This is a genomic window from Enterobacter cloacae complex sp. GYL001, from assembly GCF_049237125.1.
In the GTDB taxonomy this organism is placed as follows: Bacteria; Pseudomonadota; Gammaproteobacteria; order Enterobacterales; family Enterobacteriaceae; genus Enterobacter; species Enterobacter hormaechei_C.
On the sequence record NZ_JBMKGW010000002.1, the window covers coordinates 141,247 to 157,084 of the forward strand.

14 protein-coding genes and 1 other RNA gene are annotated in these 15,838 nt (G+C 55.8%); 7 read left to right on the forward strand and 8 right to left on the reverse strand.

Annotation, left to right across the window (positions count from 1 at the left end; all coding sequences use genetic code 11):
- Positions 1-11 precede the first annotated feature (11 nt).
- The 7 genes from ACOTWU_RS04760 to kbaZ all read right to left on the reverse strand — a co-directional run bounded on the left by ACOTWU_RS04760 (position 12) and on the right by kbaZ (position 6,444).
- Positions 12-1,157: an SIS domain-containing protein gene (locus ACOTWU_RS04760; protein ID WP_015571960.1), complete on the reverse strand. Its 1,146-nt coding sequence runs from the start codon at positions 1,155-1,157 to the stop codon at positions 12-14.
- 246 nt (positions 1,158-1,403) lie between these two features.
- Positions 1,404-2,537, reverse strand: a complete 1,134-nt coding sequence (gene nagA, locus ACOTWU_RS04765) for an N-acetylglucosamine-6-phosphate deacetylase (RefSeq protein WP_047747017.1) — start codon at positions 2,535-2,537, stop codon at positions 1,404-1,406.
- Entirely contained in the window at positions 2,534-2,968 is a 435-nt protein-coding gene (gene agaF / locus ACOTWU_RS04770) for a PTS galactosamine/N-acetylgalactosamine transporter subunit IIA (RefSeq protein WP_032104425.1), read from the reverse strand. Before agaF ends, nagA begins: the two co-directional genes overlap by 4 nt.
- 17 nt (positions 2,969-2,985) lie before the next feature.
- Entirely contained in the window at positions 2,986-3,864 is an 879-nt protein-coding gene (agaE, locus tag ACOTWU_RS04775; protein ID WP_017693933.1) for a PTS N-acetylgalactosamine transporter subunit IID, read from the reverse strand.
- Positions 3,854-4,633: a PTS N-acetylgalactosamine transporter subunit IIC gene (gene agaW, locus ACOTWU_RS04780; RefSeq protein ID WP_003861730.1), complete on the reverse strand. Its 780-nt coding sequence runs from the start codon at positions 4,631-4,633 to the stop codon at positions 3,854-3,856. The genes agaE and agaW overlap by 11 nt, the downstream gene beginning before the upstream one ends.
- Before the next feature lie 10 nt (positions 4,634-4,643).
- Positions 4,644-5,117: a PTS N-acetylgalactosamine transporter subunit IIB gene (agaV, locus tag ACOTWU_RS04785; RefSeq protein WP_003861728.1), complete on the reverse strand. Its 474-nt coding sequence runs from the start codon at positions 5,115-5,117 to the stop codon at positions 4,644-4,646.
- A gap of 19 nt (positions 5,118-5,136) precedes the next feature.
- On the reverse strand, positions 5,137-6,444 hold the full coding sequence (gene kbaZ, locus ACOTWU_RS04790; protein WP_047719116.1) for a tagatose-bisphosphate aldolase subunit KbaZ: 1,308 nt from the start codon (positions 6,442-6,444) through the stop codon (positions 5,137-5,139).
- 239 nt (positions 6,445-6,683) lie between these two features.
- Between kbaZ and ACOTWU_RS04795 the strand changes: the two genes are divergently transcribed.
- A complete protein-coding gene (locus tag ACOTWU_RS04795; protein WP_015571958.1) occupies positions 6,684-7,487 on the forward strand; it encodes a DeoR family transcriptional regulator in 804 nt (267 codons plus the stop codon).
- 439 nt (positions 7,488-7,926) lie between these two features.
- Here ACOTWU_RS04795 and garD read toward each other — a convergent pair whose 3' ends face one another.
- Complete coding sequence (garD, locus tag ACOTWU_RS04800; protein ID WP_110871455.1) at positions 7,927-9,498, reverse strand: galactarate dehydratase; 1,572 nt, start codon at positions 9,496-9,498, stop codon at positions 7,927-7,929.
- A 367-nt stretch (positions 9,499-9,865) separates the two neighbouring features.
- On the opposite strand from garD, the gene garL reads away from it, so the two are divergent.
- The 6 genes from garL to tdcB all read left to right on the forward strand — a co-directional run bounded on the left by garL (position 9,866) and on the right by tdcB (position 15,838).
- On the forward strand, positions 9,866-10,636 hold the full coding sequence (garL, locus tag ACOTWU_RS04805; protein ID WP_003862676.1) for a 2-dehydro-3-deoxyglucarate aldolase: 771 nt from the start codon (positions 9,866-9,868) through the stop codon (positions 10,634-10,636).
- Positions 10,637-10,657: 21 nt separating this feature from the next.
- Positions 10,658-11,548, forward strand: a complete 891-nt coding sequence (gene garR, locus ACOTWU_RS04810) for a 2-hydroxy-3-oxopropionate reductase (protein WP_040118139.1) — start codon at positions 10,658-10,660, stop codon at positions 11,546-11,548.
- A gap of 56 nt (positions 11,549-11,604) precedes the next feature.
- Positions 11,605-12,750, forward strand: coding sequence for a glycerate 2-kinase (garK, locus tag ACOTWU_RS04815; RefSeq protein ID WP_040118138.1), 1,146 nt, complete (start codon positions 11,605-11,607; stop codon positions 12,748-12,750).
- Positions 12,751-12,782: 32 nt separating this feature from the next.
- Positions 12,783-13,159, forward strand: an RNA gene (rnpB, locus tag ACOTWU_RS04820) — RNase P RNA component class A.
- A 672-nt stretch (positions 13,160-13,831) separates the two neighbouring features.
- Positions 13,832-14,752, forward strand: coding sequence for a transcriptional regulator TdcA (gene tdcA / locus ACOTWU_RS04825; RefSeq protein ID WP_006812085.1), 921 nt, complete (start codon positions 13,832-13,834; stop codon positions 14,750-14,752).
- Between the two features lie 96 nt (positions 14,753-14,848).
- On the forward strand, positions 14,849-15,838 hold the full coding sequence (gene tdcB / locus ACOTWU_RS04830) for a bifunctional threonine ammonia-lyase/L-serine ammonia-lyase TdcB (RefSeq protein ID WP_023304478.1): 990 nt from the start codon (positions 14,849-14,851) through the stop codon (positions 15,836-15,838).

A 15,838-nucleotide genomic window follows, 5' to 3' on the forward strand; every position in this document is an offset into this window, starting at 1 on the left:
AGCCTGTCCTCTTAAGCCTGCCACGGATGAATAACGACGCCCTGGACCACACGGTTAACCGTACCGCTGGCGGATGGCGTATCCGGCGTATTGCCAACGTGCAGAGACTGGGTCAGTGCGAAGACCTGGGCGTACATCAGGAAGCAGAACGCCTGCTCCATATCGTTAAATGAACGTGAAGGCGGCAGCAGGATATGCGGGCCAGCTTCAATGACCGGATCCGTTTCGGCTGCAATGGCTACCACGCGCATAGCCTGACGATCGCGTCGCAGCTCGGCGAGCAGATCCCGATCGTACTGACGCGTATACGGATGGCTGGAGACAAACACGACGACCAGCGTTTCGTTGTCTACCAGCGACTTAGGCCCGTGACGGAAACCCGTGGGCGAATCGTAGAATGCCGCCAGCTTGCCGGCGGTCAGCTCCAGCACCTTCAGCGCAGACTCCCGTGCGGCGCCCTGTAATCCACCGCTGCCCAGATAAACAATGCGTTTCCACGGTTCGTTACCAAAGACGCCGGGACTGAAATCGCCAAGCGATGTGAGGATCGCCTGACAGCGATCGGACACGTCGCGGAACGTTTTGCTGTTGATCGTTTCCGGTGCGAATACCGCCAGGCAGCTCGCCATCATGGTGGTGATGCTGCTTGTCATCGCGAACCCGCGATCGTGCGTTTCGGCTGGCATGAGCAGAGCGCAGGCGTTATCGCTGTCGACGGCATTCTGGTACAGGCTGCCTGCTTCATTACAGGTGATCGACAGGTGGTAGCACTCCGGTACAAACTGATTCGCCAGCTCAACGGCGGCGACGCTCTCCGGGCTATTGCCAGAACGGGCGAAAGAGACCAGCAGCAGCGGGTGCGAAGGGCTGAAATAATCCATCGGGTTGGTGACCAGATCGGTCGTAGGTATCGCGGTGATGTTTTTCCCCGTGTGGCTGGCAAGCCATGGCGCAATGATGTCGCCGATAAAAGCAGACGTACCCGCGCCGGTCAGAACGATCCGCAGATCGGGCTTGCGCAACAGTGGCGTCAGAAAACTGTCGATCGACGCGCGCAGATTATCAATATTGTTGAGCGAGCGAAGCCAGCTGGCTGGCTGCTGGCGGATCTCTTTTTCGGTCCAGGTGCCGGTGGTGGCGATAGTGGTTTGTGGCATAACTCAGTCCTTAGTCGTGTGAATTCCACATCAGACGCTGGCAAATGTGTCGCTATCTTTCGTTTCGTTTCACTTGTACACTTCAGCAGTTAAATAAAATTTATAGAAAAGAAATCGAAAGTTCAATGGCGAAAAAGAAATAAAACGAAAAGTGTGATCGCGAAAGGAAAGGCGAAAATCAAGGAAAGGAAAAGAAAGGCCTTACGATCGTCTTCCGTAAGGCCAACAGGGCACACTGTGAAGGGGCTACAGGGAAAGAGCCTGACCCTGGATCCAGATCTGCCGGAGATGTAAACCCGCATCCAGCGCAAGAACATTGGCGCGTTTGCCTGGCGCTAACGTTCCCAGCAGGTGATCCATCCCGAGCAGACGGGCAGGATGCAGCGAGGCCATATGGATAGCGTTTTCTGGGGCGACCCCCGCATGCTCCACCATATTTCGCACGGCGGCATCCAGCGCGAGCGTGCTGCCCGCCAGCCCGCCTGAGGCCGTGCGGACAACGCCGCCCTGCATTCCGACATTTTCACCACACAACGTATAGCGTCCATCAGGCATACCCGCTGCCTGCATGGCATCGGTAATCAGCACCGTACGATCCTTCGCGCAGCAACAACACAGCCGCATGGCTCCAGGATGAACGTGATGCCCGTCGGCAATAAGCTCCAGCCACGCGCGTGGGTCCGTAAGCCCGGCGCCAACCATGCCCGGCTCCCGGTGGTGTAACCCCGTCATGCCGTTGTAGCAGTGCACCAGCCCGGCTGCGCCTGCATCAAATGCGGCGAGGGTTTGCGCGTATGTAGCGGCGCTGTGGCCCAGCATGACGCGTATCCCTTTTTGCTTGAGGTGATGGATCGCCTTCAGGGCGTCCACTTTTTCCGGAGCAAGCGCCACCACCCGCAGCGTGTTCTGCGAAACCGAAATCAGCTCATCAAGTTCCGCGAGATCCAGTTCGCGAAACAGTTCTGGCGGGTGCGCCCCTTTGTTCTGCGGCGTAAAGTACGGGCCTTCCAGATAGCTGCCCAGGATCTGCGCGCCGGGGCCACCGGCATGACAGCGTCGGGCAATGCGCCGTAACGCGCCATGGATCGCCTCCAGCGGAGCGGTGACGGTGGTAGGCAGAAACGCCCCCACGCCTTCACGCGCCTTGTGCATGGCTAACCGGTCCAGCACGTCGGGCGCATCATCCATTACATCCACACCCGCGCCGCCATGGACGTGGATATCAATGTATGCCGGGCAAAGCAGGTCTGCCTCGCGGGTATTAACCCCTGCCGGAATCGGCTCGATGGCGGTGATGACGCCTCTATCCATACGCAGCTGATGGTCATCCAGCCAGCCCTGCCCGGTAAGCAGACGACGCGCGCGCAGCAGCTGGCTCATATCCCTTCCTCGGCGGGCGCTTCCTCGCGACAGCGTGCAAGTTCATCCACAAGGCTGGTCAGGCCGCGATGGCCGCACTCCAGCGCCTGCAAACGAAAGGCTTCACTGCTTAATCCGTCGCGCTCCAGAACCATCTCCAGCAAAAGCTGGAGATTGGTGCCAGTGATCACTTCGCTGCCGGGGCGCTGCATCGCGAGGGTAGAGGCCACACGAAACGGCGTACCGCCGAGAAGATCGGTGAGAAACACAATATCGTGCTCTGCATCCAGTTCATTCACTGCCTGCTCAAGCTGCCCGGTCAGCCGCGCAGTGGTGGAGCTTTCCGGAAAATCGATGGCGATAAACTGCGGCTGTTCGCCGAGGATTTGCTTCATCGCCTGTTCCAGCCCGCTGGCAAAACCGCCGTGACCCGTCAAAATAATGCCTAACATCGCAACCTCTTTGCTTTTTACAGGAAGTGACAGAATTTACCGACAACGCCCAGCACCACGGTGATACCAATCAGGCGCAGCGGGCTCCAGCCACGGCGTACCAGCCAGAACATGGTCAGGGTGTAGACCAGCGGCAGAAAGGCGGGCATCAGTTTGTCGATCACATCGGTTTGCAGTTTGACGACCGCATCCCCGGCTTTAATCTCGAGTGTGGTATTCAGGCGCACATAGGTTGCCACCAGCGCACCAATCACTGTCATCCCGACAATGGACGCAGCATGACCAACCTTTTTGGTGTTGGCCTTGATCAGCGGGATCGCGGCGACACCCATTCGATAGGCATAGTGCGCCAGACCAAAACGCAGGCCGAGATGCACCACGTTAAACAGCACGATAAAGACCACCGCGCCAAGAATGGATCCCTGTAGCGCCAGGCTGGCGCCAATCCCCCCGCAGATGGGCAGCAGGGTCAGCCAGAACATGGCGTCACCAATGCCACCGAGCGGTGCGCCGACGGCAATTTTAGTGCTCTGGATGCTGTTCACATCCTGCTTGGAACGCTCCATTGCCAGAATAATGCCGATGACGAAGGTCACCAGGAACGGGTGGGTGTTGAAGAAGCCCATATGGCCTTTCATGGCGCGCGCCAGGTCCCGCTTATTGGTGTGGATCTTTTTCAGCGCGGGCAGTAGCCCATACAGCCAGCCGGAGGCCTGCATACGCTCGTAGTTAAACGAGGCCTGTAGCAGCATGGAACGCCAGGCGACACGGTTAATATCCTTTTTCGTTAGCTCAGCGCCAATACTCTGGTCTTCGTAGACGTTTTCATTCACGCCGGTCAGCAGTGTCTCTTCACTTTCAGACACGCCCGGCAGGGTGGTGTGATTAGATGCCATCTTCAAATTCCTCTTTCTGGGCCGCAGGCGCCGTGGGTTCAGGCGATTTGCGCAGCAGGTCGATCAGCGCCATCGCCAGCGCAGCCGCGGCAATCGCCAGCACCGGGAGTTTCAGCCAGGCCGCGGCGACAAAGCCGATAATGAAGTAAGGGATGTAAACGTTTTTCATCATGATCTTCAGCAGCACGGCGAAGCCGATCGCTGGCATGATGCCGCCCGCGACGCCGAGACCGTCGATCAGACGTTCCGGCAGCACGTCAATGGCGGTTTTCGCATGTTCAGCCCCGAAGTAGATGGGCAGAAACGCGCACAGGAAGTAGAAGACGCCGAGCGCCAGCAGTGCCAGATAGTTGACCCGTTCAATACCACGGGTGTCTGCGTTAGCCGCCATGCGATCGCAGCGGGACATCACGCCGGACATCACCGAGAAGAGGAAAGTGATCCCCATCTGAACCGCCACGGCAAACGGCACGGCGACCCCAACGGCGACATCCGGCTTCACGCCTGTAGTAATGGCAAATGTGGTGCCAACGATGGTGCCGATAATCACGTTTGGCGGCTGCGCGCCCGCCAGCGGCGCGAGTCCCATCCAGACCAGTTCTAACGTACCGCCGGTCAGAATTCCGGTGTGCAAATCGCCCAGAATCAGGCCAACCAGTGGCCCGAGCACCACCGGACGGTGCATGTGTGTTAAGCCGTTAAACATATCCAGGCCCGCTATAAAGGCGAGAAGCCCCAGCGCGAAAGCCTGCAACAGACTGATTTCCATTGTGAATCCCTCAGAGCAGTTTAAAGAGATCCAAAGCAGTCTCTGTTGGAACGCCCTGAACGAAGCATTCCACTCCGGCCGCCTTCAGGCCGTTAAACGCGGCGATATCGTTCGCGTCTACAGATACCGTTTTGGCAATTTGCTGTTTGCCACTGGCGTAATGCATATTTCCGACGTTAATACGGGTGATGGGCACGCCGCCCTCGACCAGCGTTAAAAAATCAGCCGGTGTTTTACAGACCAGCAGAATTTTCTGCCGGTCGGCGGCGCGATGAATGTTGTCGATCACTTTTTGCAGGGACCAGAAACGCACGGCGATGCCTTCCGCCAGCACCATCTCCATCAGGTTTTGCTGAACCGGATCGTCTGCAACCTCGTCATTTGCCACCAGCACCAGGTTCGCCCCCGCAAACCCCACCCACTGTACGCCCACCTGACCGTGGATCAGGCGTTCATCAATGCGGCATAAGACAATGTTTGGCATAGCGTTTTCCTCTTTTTAATTATGCGTGTTGAGTCGTTACGCCTTCGCAGGCGGCATGGTACTGCTGGAGTATGTCCTGAATGTGGTCGAGGATGAGTTCCCGTGGTGTGGACCTGAGAGCGCCATCGCGAACTTTGCTGTACTGCAACGGCAGATACTGGCTGATCAGCGGCAGCGGGATCGGTTCATCCGCCAGGTTGCGTACCAGCCGCTCAAAGGCGTCGTCAATCTGGCTGTCTGGCCAGTAATAGCGCACGCGGTCGGAATAGCTGTAACCGCGCGCCAGGCGACGGGCATTGCCGTCGCCGTGATAGTGGCTTTGCCAGTATTCCGGGCGATCGAGCATCACGTTTTCCAGGACGTGACGCAGCCCTGAGCAGGCTTTTGCCGGCAGCAGCTCTTCTTCAATTGCTGCCAGTGAGAACAGCGCTTCGCGCAGCGCGAAGGTTAGCGCAGGGCCGACTTTCAGAATGGCGAAGTGATCTTTCACCAACTGGCGCAGCGCCTGCGGCGTCTGGTAATCGGTAGAGTGTGCTTCAAATACAAGCGTGTCGTAGGCTTCAACCATCTCGCTCAGCGCGACGGCTTTATGCGGTTGATAGTCACAAACCTGCGCATGGTCGAACTCAACGCCAGGCTGAACCACCAGGCCAATAATGCGCGGCCAGATGTCGCTTAACCCTTCCTTCTCGAATGCGTGGCGGTGTGCCTCAAGCGTGGCGCGTGCCGCCTCTGGCGTGGTGACCTCAAGCTCGGTCAGCGTCTCGTGTGCCCCACCGGGAACCGGAACTTCCGTGCCGATAACGTAGACCAGATCGGCTACGCCAAATTGCTCGAGACAGGTGGTTTCGGCAATTTTAGCCAGCCGAGCGGCACGCCCGGCAACGATTGCATCGGTTAACGGAACCGGGTCGTCTTCGCAGGACATGCTGCAATCGAGGTGAATTTTTTTAAATCCGGCCGCCACGTAGCTTCTGAGCAGATCGTCGGCGTTCGCCATCGCCTGCGAAGCCGGCAGGTTTTGCCAGCGGTTTGGACCTAAATGATCGCCGCCAAGGATCAGCTGCGAGGTGGGGAAACCAAGAGATCCCGCCAGCTTGCAGACAAACCCATAAAAATCGGCGGGCGTCATACCGGTATAACCGCCAAACTGATCCACCTGGTTTGAGGTGGCTTCTATCAGCAGGGGCGTCTGTTGTGAATGGGCGTAACGTAGTGCAGCTTCAAGTACCAGTGGATGTGCGGAACAGACGGCATAAATCCCGTTTGTATTCCCCCGTTTATGTTGTTCCACCATTTCTGTCAGATGTTTCACTTTCCTCTCCATTTCGGATGGTGTTGGTATTCATCTTTCGTTTTGTTTCATTTGATACTGCATTATGGTGAGGTAAAAATAAAACGAAAGATAATAGTTTTCCGATCTGTTTCACAAAAGAAACATAATGAAAGGTTTCAGCGGCGGTTAAGCTTGCGTCCGCACACCATACAGGGCTTGCATTCCCTCAAAAGAAAGGCGTTAATAAGCAAAACGAAATGAAACGAAAGTGTATTTACTAAGGAGCTCGTATGAGCAGCACCGATTCATCCGCAGAGAAGCGCATCACCGGCACCAGTGAAAGGCGAGAGCAGATCATTCAGCGGTTGCGGGCGCAGGGAAGCGTGCAGGTTAACGATCTTTCTCTTTTATACGGCGTGTCGACGGTAACGATCCGTAACGATCTGGCCTTTCTGGAAAAGCAGGGGATTGCCGTTCGCGCTTACGGCGGCGCGCTGATTTGCGAAGGCAATGCCCCCGGCGTGGAGCCGTCCGTTGAGGACAAAAGTTCCCTTAATACGGCAGTGAAGCGCAGCATCGCGCAGGCGGCGGCTGAACTGGTGAAGCCGGGTCACCGCATTATTCTGGACTCCGGCACCACAACCTTTGAAATTGCCCGCATGCTGCGCCAGCACACCGATGTCATTGCCATGACCAACGGGATGAACGTGGCAAACGCGCTACTGGAAGCGGAGGGCGTGGAGCTGCTGATGACCGGCGGGCACTTGCGCCGTCAGTCGCAGTCCTTCTACGGCGACCAGGCGGAGCAGTCCTTACAGAATTATCATTTTGACCTGCTTTTCCTGGGCGTCGATGCCATCGATCTCGACCGGGGGGTGAGTACGCACAACGAGGATGAAGCCCGTCTGAACCGCAAAATGTGCGAGGTGGCGGAGCGTATTATCGTTGTCACTGACTCCAGCAAGTTTAACCGTTCAAGCCTGCATAAAATCATTGATACTCAGCGGATCGACATGATTATCGTTGATGAAGGCATTCCGGCGGAAAGCCTTGAAGGATTACGCAAAAGCGGGATCGATGTGGTGCTGGTCTAAAGAGGCTTTTCCCCTCACCCTAACCCTCTCCCCATAGGGAGAGGGTTCCCCAGTAATTTGAAAGCAAAAGCGATAACGTTGCCTCAGAATAACTGAGGGCTTTCAGCGATGCCTCGGTCCGGCTGTAAATCGCTGAGGCGTTTCCTGTAGGCCGGGGCGAGGCGCAGGGATGCGCCGAGAGGGCGGGCTTTACAGGGATGTTACCTCCGCCCGTCCCCGATAAGCCGGAAGGAATAAGCCGAAGGCACCGCGAAGCGGCGATTTACCGCCGGTAGCCCGGGTCGCCAGGGTGGTGGCGACTGAGCCACCCTGGCACGTTCACCGGTCATGTCGTGACAGAGTAGCAAGGAACATAAAGTGAACGGAATGACCACCAGAGCCGTATGTTCCCCCTCACCCCAGCCCTCTCCCTCAAGGGAGAGGGCTGGGTGAGGGGCCATCAGGTCACCGGCGCCGGGTTAAACACCGCCAGCGAGTTATGCAATCCCCATTGATCGGAGAAGGTTTTCTTCCGCCCGCTTGCCACATCCAGAATGAAGTGGAACAGCTTCCAGCCCACTTCTTCAATACTCTCTTCCCCGGTGGCGATGGTGCCCGCGTTGATATCCATTAAGTCATACCAGCGGTTTGCCAGCTCGGTGCGGGTCGCCATTTTGATCACCGGTACCGCCATCAGGCCGTACGGCGTGCCGCGCCCGGTGGTAAAGACCTGTACCGTAATGCCGGACGCCACCTGCTGGGTGCCGCACACGAAATCACTGGCAGGCGTTGCCGCGTAGATCAGACCGCGTTTGGTTGGTCGCTGGCCAGGGGAGAGCACTTCCACAATCGCGCTCTGGCCGGATTTGGCAATCGACCCGAGGGCCTTTTCCACCACGTTCGCCAGGCCGCCTTTCTTGTTACCCGGAGACGGGTTGGCGCTGCGGTCGGTTTTGCCCATGTCGAGATAGTTATCGTACCAGGCCATCTCCTCCAGCAGGCGTTTGCCCACCTCTTCGTTGACGGCGCGCGGCGTGAGCAGGTGGATAGCATCACGTACTTCGGTGACTTCGGAGAACATCACCGTGGCGCCGCAGCGCACGAACAGATCGGAGGCATAACCGACTGCCGGGTTGGCGGTGACGCCGGAAAACGCATCGCTGCCGCCACACTGTGTCCCAACGACCAGTTCAGAGGCCGGGCAGGTTTCACGCTGGCGTTTGTTCAGCTTCTCCAGATGGCGCTCTGCCACCTGTAAAATGTCGTCGACCATCGATCTGAAGCCGACATGGTGTTCATCCTGAAGTCGCACAACACTGGCATCGTCAACCGGAATGGCTTTCACATCTTCCGTACCCTGCAACAGGCGTTCTGGCTGCAATTTTTCACAGCCGAGACCAATCACCATGACCTCACCGCCAAAGTTTGGGTTAAGGGCGATATTGTGAATCGTGCGGATCGGCACGACCGCTGCGGGCGCGTTGATCGCCACGCCGCAGCCGTACAGGTGGTTAAGACCCACCACGCCGTCAACGTTGGGGTATTTCGGCAACAGATCGCGCTCAATAATTTTCACCACATAATCCACTACGCCCGCCACGCAATGCACGCTGGTGGTGATGCCAAGCAGGTTTTTGGTTCCCACGCTGCCATCCGCGTTGCGGTAACCTTCGAAGGTATAACCCTCCAGCGGAGGCAACGCCTCAGGGACGCGGGTAGCCAGCGGCAACCTCTCCAGCGGTGGGGCGGTGGGCAGCTCAACCAGCGACTCCTCAATCCAGCTACCCTGCGGGATAGCGCGCACCGCATAGCCGATGACTTCGCCGTAGCGCACGATTTCGCCCTGCGCCGGGATATCGACCAGTGCGACTTTATGCCCCTGCGGAATGTGCTCAATCAGCTCCAGGCCATCCGGAAAGCGGGTGCCAGCTTTTAAGCCATTGTCGTTGACAATAATCGCCACGTTATCGGTATCGTGCACTTTTATATAGAACGCCGTCGGCGACGCCTGTCGAATTTCAATATCGGCCATTGTTCACTCTTCTCCAGCAAAATATCTGATACTAAATATAGCCAGATGGTTAATTGTTTCTTATTGAGGAAATAAAGAATGCCAGGAGAGGAAAGGTGAGAATGTGATCGCGATCGCTCCCGAACCACTAATCGTTGATTCTGTGCATCAGCGCCCACTGTGTTGGGCATATGCTCAAAATAGCGTGCCACTCCCGTTGGATAATTGAGCATTGAGACAATGTGCTGCCGGGTGGTGACGATTATACTGAATGACGATTTTATAACGCCAAAATTCAGTCAGGAAAATAAATATAACGCTGACGCTGAGTCGGAATAAATAAGAAAAGCTACTGGCTAAAACTGCGGAATTAAAAAAGGTATAAGTAATGAGTAACGACATCTTCCCGAATAAATTTAAAGCGGCCCTCGCGGCGCACCAGATTCAGATTGGCTGCTGGTCTGCGCTGGCCAACCCCATCAGCACCGAAGTGCTGGGCCTGGCCGGGTTCGACTGGCTGGTGCTGGACGGCGAACATGCGCCAAACGATATCAACACGTTTATTCCGCAGCTGATGGCGCTGAAAGGCAGCCACAGCGCGCCGGTGGTGCGTGTGCCCACCAACGAGCCGGTGATCATCAAGCGTCTGCTGGATATCGGCTTCTACAACTTCCTGATCCCGTTTGTTGAAACGGAAGAAGAAGCGGTGCTGGCCGTGGCGGCGACCCGCTATCCACCGGAAGGGATCCGCGGCGTGTCCGTCTCGCACCGCGCCAACATGTTTGGCACCGTGCCGGACTATTTCGCCCAGTCCAACAAAAACATCACCATTCTGGTTCAGATCGAGAGCCAGCAGGGGGTCGATAACGTCGACGCTATTGCCGCGACGGAGGGGGTAGACGGCATTTTCGTCGGCCCGAGCGATCTGGCGGCCGCCTTTGGTCATCTGGGCAACGCCAGCCATCCGGACGTGCAGCGCGCAATTCAGCACATTTTTGCCCGTGCCAAAGCGCACGGTAAACCGTGCGGCATTCTGGCGCCAGTGGAAGCCGATGCCCGCCGCTACCTGGAGTGGGGCGCAACGTTTGTCGCCGTCGGCAGCGATCTCGGCGTATTCCGCGCCGCCACGCAGAAGTTAGCGGACGCTTTTAAAAAATAACCATCATTGAGGAAACAGATTATGACGCTGAAAGTGGGTTTTATTGGCCTGGGTATCATGGGCAAACCAATGAGCAAAAACCTCATCAAAGCAGGTTACTCACTGGTGGTTTTAGATCGTAATTCAGACGCGGTGGCAGAGGTGATTGCGGCTGGCGCAGAAACGGCGACAACCGCAAAAGCGATTGCTGAGCAGTGCGACGTGATTATCACCATGCTGCCAAACTCCCCGCACGTGAAAGAGGTGGCGCTGGGTGAGAACGGCATTATCGACGGCGCGAAGCCGGGTCTGGTGGTGATCGACATGAGTTCTATCGCACCGCTGGCAAGCCGCGAAATCAGCGAGGCGCTGAAAGCGAAAGGCGTGGCAATGCTGGATGCGCCGGTCAGCGGCGGCGAACCGAAAGCCATCGACGGCACCCTGTCGGTGATGGTGGGGGGGGATAAAGCCGTGTTTGACAAATACTACGACCTGATGAAAGCCATGGCTGGCTCCGTGGTGCACACCGGTGAAATTGGCGCAGGCAACGTCACCAAGCTGGCAAACCAGGTGATTGTGGCGTTGAACATCGCGGCCATGTCCGAAGCGCTGACGCTGGCCACCAAAGCGGGCGTTAATCCGGATCTGGTTTATCAGGCCATTCGCGGTGGTCTGGCGGGCAGCACCGTGCTGGATGCCAAGGCGCCGATGGTGATGGATCGTAACTTCAGGCCGGGCTTCCGCATCGATCTGCACATTAAGGATCTGGCGAATGCGCTGGATACCTCCCACGGCGTGGGCGCGCAGCTGCCGCTGACTGCCGCCGTCATGGAGATGATGCAGGCGCTGCGTGCGGACGGTCTGGGCACCGCCGATCACAGCGCGTTAGCGTGCTATTACGAAAAACTGGCGAAGGTTGAAATTGCTCGCTAATGACGTCCTGCCCGGTGGCGTTACGCTTACCGGGCCTACGGCTCAGGCATACAACTATGAAAATCGTAATCGCGCCAGACTCTTATAAAGAAAGCCTGTCTGCCACCGAGGTGGCGCAGGCGATAGAAAAAGGATTTCGGGAAATTTTCCCCGATGCTCATTACGTGTCTGTTCCCGTTGCTGACGGCGGAGAAGGTACGGTTGAAGCGATGATCGCTGCGACGCAGGGCACCTGGCAGCAGGCTGTCGTCACCGGCCCGTTAGGGGAAAAGGTGAAGGCCAGTTGGGGGATCTCGGGCGACGGTACCACCGCGTTTATCGAGATGGCCGCCGCCAGCGGCCTGGTGCTTGTTCCTCCCGCGCAGCGTAACCCGCTGGTCACGACGTCGCGCGGGACGGGGGAGCTGATCCTCAGCGCGCTGGATAAAGGCGCGCGCAACATCATTATCGGTATCGGCGGGAGCGCAACCAACGATGGGGGCGCGGGTATGATGCAGGCGCTGGGCGCGAAGTTTACGGATGCGAACGGGACGGAGATCGGCTACGGCGGCGGCAGCCTGATGGCGCTTAACCGGATTGATATTTCCGATCTCGATCCGCGTCTTCAGGGATGCGCAATCCGCGTCGCCTGTGACGTGACGAATCCGCTGGTGGGTGAAAGCGGCGCGTCGCGTATCTTTGGCCCGCAAAAAGGCGCCACGGAGGAGATGATCCTCGAACTCGACGCCAATCTTAGCCACTACGCCGGGGTGATCAAAAAATCACTGCGCATTGACGTCAACCGGGTTCCGGGGGCTGGCGCCGCGGGCGGCATGGGCGCGGCGCTGATGGCCTTCCTGGGCGCTGAGCTGAAAAGCGGCATCGAGATTGTCACTCAGGCGCTCAATCTTGAAGAACATATTCACGACTGCACGTGGGTGCTGACCGGGGAAGGGCGCATCGACAGCCAGAGCATTAATGGCAAAGTGCCCGTCGGCGTGGCGAGCGTCGCCAAAAAATACCATAAGCCGGTGATCGGGATTGCCGGAAGTCTGACGCAGGATGTGGGTGTGGTGCATCAGTACGGCATCGACGCGGTGTTCAGCGTACTGACCAGTATCGGTTCACTGGAAGAGGCGTTCCAGAGAGCATATGACAACATTTACCGCGCCTCGCGGAATATCGCGGCCACATTGCAGGTAGGCATGCGTAGCCAGGGGTGACAGCGGCGCGCAAACCCTCTATACTGCGCGCCGAAGCTGACCAGACAGTCGCCGCTTCGTCGTCGTCCCTTTCGGGGGAGACGGGCGGAGGGGAGGAAAGTCCGGGCTCCACAGGGCAGGGTGCCAGGTAACGCCTGGGGGGGAAACCCACGACCAGTGCAACAGAGAGCAAACCGCCGATGGCCCGCGCAAGCGGGATCAGGTAAGGGTGAAAGGGTGCGGTAAGAGCGCACCGCGCGGCTGGTAACAGTCCGTGGCACGGTAAACTCCACCCGGAGCAAGGCCAAATAGGGGTTCACATGGTACGGCCCGTACTGAACCCGGGTAGGCTGCTTGAGCCAGTGAGCGATTGCTGGCCTAGATGAATGACTGTCCACGACAGAACCCGGCTTATCGGTCAGCTTCAACTTCTTACGAAACCCCGCTTCGGCGGGGTTTTTGCTTTCAGAAGGTTGCAGGCCGGGTAAGCGAAGCGCCAAACGACATTAATTCTCAATTTTGCGATGCTAAGCACATTTCACTATTTGCCTGACTGTGCATTCCTCTCATCTGCTGCGCATGATCGCAATCACAAAATTTAACGCTATGAAATTAGAAAATTTTAGTGTTGAGCAGATGTTGTAAATGTTTAGTCAGTGATGCCGAATGTTATTCATTTGATAATTTAATATTGAATCTAAAAACATTCTTCTGGTGAATGTGTGATATATCCCACTCTTTAACCGGAAAGTGAATAAATATTCCTGGTAAAGTTGATAAACCACAAAAATGTTTTAAAGGAATAATGGTGTTTTATTAACCTTTAATTGCCTGAAAGATAGCCTTTATTAATATTTTTAAGGCAAAAAAATTCACGCTGGTTATTGCCATAAAATAAATTTATTACCGCGTTTTTTATTGATCAATATCAGCGTAAATGCGTATTTTTATTGTGATAAGCACTTGATTTATAAAGACATAAATAGATTTAGGGTGCGATTGAAAACAGAGCGTCCTGGCAAATTGTGAGTAACAGCACATACCCCCTGAAACAATATTGGGTAGAATCCGCTGCGTCATAGGGAAATAAGCGCAGAATATTATGAATACTATTATTCTACCGAAAACACAGCACCTCGTGGTATTTCAGGAAGTCATCAAAAGTGGCTCCATAGGTTCTGCTGCAAGACAACTGGGGCTGACGCAACCTGCCGTCAGCAAAATCATCAGCGACATCGAATCCTACTTTGGGGTGGAAGTGATGGTGCGTAAGAACACCGGCGTAAAACTCACTGCCGCCGGTCAGGTGCTGCTGTCCTACGCTGAGTCGATCACCCGCGAAATGAAAAACATGGTGAGCGAGATTAACAGCCTCAGTTTCAGTACCGTCATGGACGTCTCTTTTGGCTATCCGTCGCTGATTGGCTTCACCTTCCTGTCCGGAATGATCAAAAAATTCAAGGAAGTGTTCCCGAAAGCGCGCGTCTCAATGTATGAAGCGCAGCTCTCTTCATTCCTGCCCGCCATTCGCGATGGCCGGCTGGATTTCGCCATCGGCACGCTGAGCGACGGGATGCAGCTTCAGGATCTTCACGTTGAGCCACTGTTTGAATCCGAGTTTGTGCTGGTGGCGAGTAAATCACGAACGTGCACCGGCCCGACCAGACTGGCATCGCTCACGCACGAGCAGTGGGTGATGCCGCAAACCGATATGGGCTACTACAACGAACTCCTGACCACCCTGCAAGACAACCACATCAGCATTGAAAACATCGTCCAGACCGATTCCGTCGTCACCATCTATAACCTTGTCCTCAATGCCGATTACCTGACGGTGATCCCCCGTGACATGATTGCGCCATTCGGCTCGGACCAGTTTATTGTTCTGCCGGTGGAAGATGAATTACCCGTGGCGCGTTATGCCGCCGTGTGGTCAAAAAATTACAGTATTAAAAAATCGGCGTCAGTATTAGTTGAACTGGCAAAACAATATTCGTCGATGAATATCGAAAAACGACGATAGAAATAATGATGATTTAAAACACCCGGAGCGACGCTTTTTAACGCTCTGATACCCTGACTTTGCCTGAAAACAATGAATTATTATAACGAGGATATTATGCACATTACTTACGATCTCCCGGTGACCATTGAAGATATTCAGGACGCCAGAAAAAGACTGGCGGGAAAGATCTATAAAACCGGTATGCCGCGCTCGAATTATCTGAGCGAACGGTGTAAGGGTGAGATATTCCTGAAATTTGAAAATATGCAGCGTACCGGTTCGTTTAAAATACGTGGGGCGTTTAATAAATTAAGCTCGCTGACCGATGCGGAAAAACGCAAGGGCGTGGTGGCCTGTTCCGCAGGGAACCACGCGCAGGGGGTCTCTCTCTCCTGCGCCATGCTCGGCATCGACGGCAAAGTGGTCATGCCGATGGGCGCGCCGAAATCCAAGGTTGCCGCCACGCGTGACTACTCTGCCGAAGTGGTGCTGCACGGCGAGAACTTTAACGACACCATCGCCAAAGTGAGCGAAATCGTCGAGATGGAAGGGCGCATTTTTATCCCGCCTTACGACGATCCGAAAGTCATTGCCGGCCAGGGCACCATCGGCCTGGAAATCCTCGAAGATTTATATGACGTGGATAACGTGATTGTCCCCATCGGCGGCGGCGGTTTAATTGCCGGTATTGCGACAGCAATTAAATCCATCAACCCAACTATCAATATTATCGGCGTGCAGTCTGAAAATGTGCACGGAATGGCGGCATCGTATCAGGCCGGAGAAATAACCAGTCATCGTGTTACCGGCACATTAGCTGACGGCTGCGACGTGTCTCGCCCAGGTAATTTAACCTTCGAAATTGTTCGTGAATTAGTCGATGACATTGTGCTGGTCAGCGAAGACGAGATTCGCAACAGCATGATCGCGCTTATTCAGCGAAATAAGGTGGTCACGGAAGGTGCCGGTGCGCTGGCGTGCGCGGCGTTATTAAGCGGCAAGCTGGACCACTATATTCAGGGCCGAAAAACCGTCTGCATTATTTCCGGCGGCAATATTGATCTCTCCCGTGTTTCCCAAATTACCGGCTTCGTTGACGCATAA

Bases quoted from the DNA above. Each gene is read 5' to 3' on its own strand.
- ACOTWU_RS04760 (WP_015571960.1), bottom strand. From the start codon at position 1,157: ATGCCACAAACCACTATCGCCACCACCGGCACCTGGACCGAAAAAGAG.
- nagA (WP_047747017.1), bottom strand. From the start codon at position 2,537: ATGAGCCAGCTGCTGCGCGCGCGTCGTCTGCTTACCGGGCAGGGCTGG.
- agaF (WP_032104425.1), bottom strand. From the start codon at position 2,968: ATGTTAGGCATTATTTTGACGGGTCACGGCGGTTTTGCCAGCGGGCTG.
- agaE (WP_017693933.1), bottom strand. From the start codon at position 3,864: ATGGCATCTAATCACACCACCCTGCCGGGCGTGTCTGAAAGTGAAGAG.
- agaW (WP_003861730.1), bottom strand. From the start codon at position 4,633: ATGGAAATCAGTCTGTTGCAGGCTTTCGCGCTGGGGCTTCTCGCCTTT.
- agaV (WP_003861728.1), bottom strand. From the start codon at position 5,117: ATGCCAAACATTGTCTTATGCCGCATTGATGAACGCCTGATCCACGGT.
- kbaZ (WP_047719116.1), bottom strand. From the start codon at position 6,444: ATGGAGAGGAAAGTGAAACATCTGACAGAAATGGTGGAACAACATAAA.
- ACOTWU_RS04795 (WP_015571958.1), top strand. From the start codon at position 6,684: ATGAGCAGCACCGATTCATCCGCAGAGAAGCGCATCACCGGCACCAGT.
- garD (WP_110871455.1), bottom strand. From the start codon at position 9,498: ATGGCCGATATTGAAATTCGACAGGCGTCGCCGACGGCGTTCTATATA.
- garL (WP_003862676.1), top strand. From the start codon at position 9,866: ATGAGTAACGACATCTTCCCGAATAAATTTAAAGCGGCCCTCGCGGCG.
- garR (WP_040118139.1), top strand. From the start codon at position 10,658: ATGACGCTGAAAGTGGGTTTTATTGGCCTGGGTATCATGGGCAAACCA.
- garK (WP_040118138.1), top strand. From the start codon at position 11,605: ATGAAAATCGTAATCGCGCCAGACTCTTATAAAGAAAGCCTGTCTGCC.
- tdcA (WP_006812085.1), top strand. From the start codon at position 13,832: ATGAATACTATTATTCTACCGAAAACACAGCACCTCGTGGTATTTCAG.
- tdcB (WP_023304478.1), top strand. From the start codon at position 14,849: ATGCACATTACTTACGATCTCCCGGTGACCATTGAAGATATTCAGGAC.